The sequence below is a fragment of the Pseudomonas sp. E45-MNA-CIBAN-0222 genome (genome assembly GCF_040310405.1).
Taxonomy (GTDB): Bacteria; Pseudomonadota; Gammaproteobacteria; order Pseudomonadales; family Pseudomonadaceae; genus Stutzerimonas; species Stutzerimonas stutzeri_AC.
Map to the genome: position 1 here is coordinate 1 of NZ_JBEOPU010000259.1, position 232 is coordinate 232.

Genomic DNA, 232 nt, shown 5'->3' on the forward strand with positions numbered 1-232 from the left:
GGCCAGCACCGATAACAACACGGCGCGACGGTCGTTTTCGGCGACTTCCAGCGTGGCGTCGGCGGCCTCGGTTTCACGCTTGACCCGGCCCCAGAAATCCAGCTCCCAAGAGGCCGAGAAGCCCATGTCCCATTGGTTGAAGGCCGAGCGGCCATTCTCGCCGGAAGGGTCGTTCAAGCCTTTGCCGCTGTTGCGCTTGCGCTGGTAGGCGCCGCCGGCATCGACGTTGGGG

Annotated in this window: 1 protein-coding gene; it reads right to left on the reverse strand. The window is 65.5% G+C overall.

The annotated features are described in order from the left end of the window. The coding region (locus AAEZ08_RS23535) for a TolC family protein (RefSeq protein WP_500125258.1) at window positions 1–232 on the reverse strand (232 nt) is incomplete at both ends.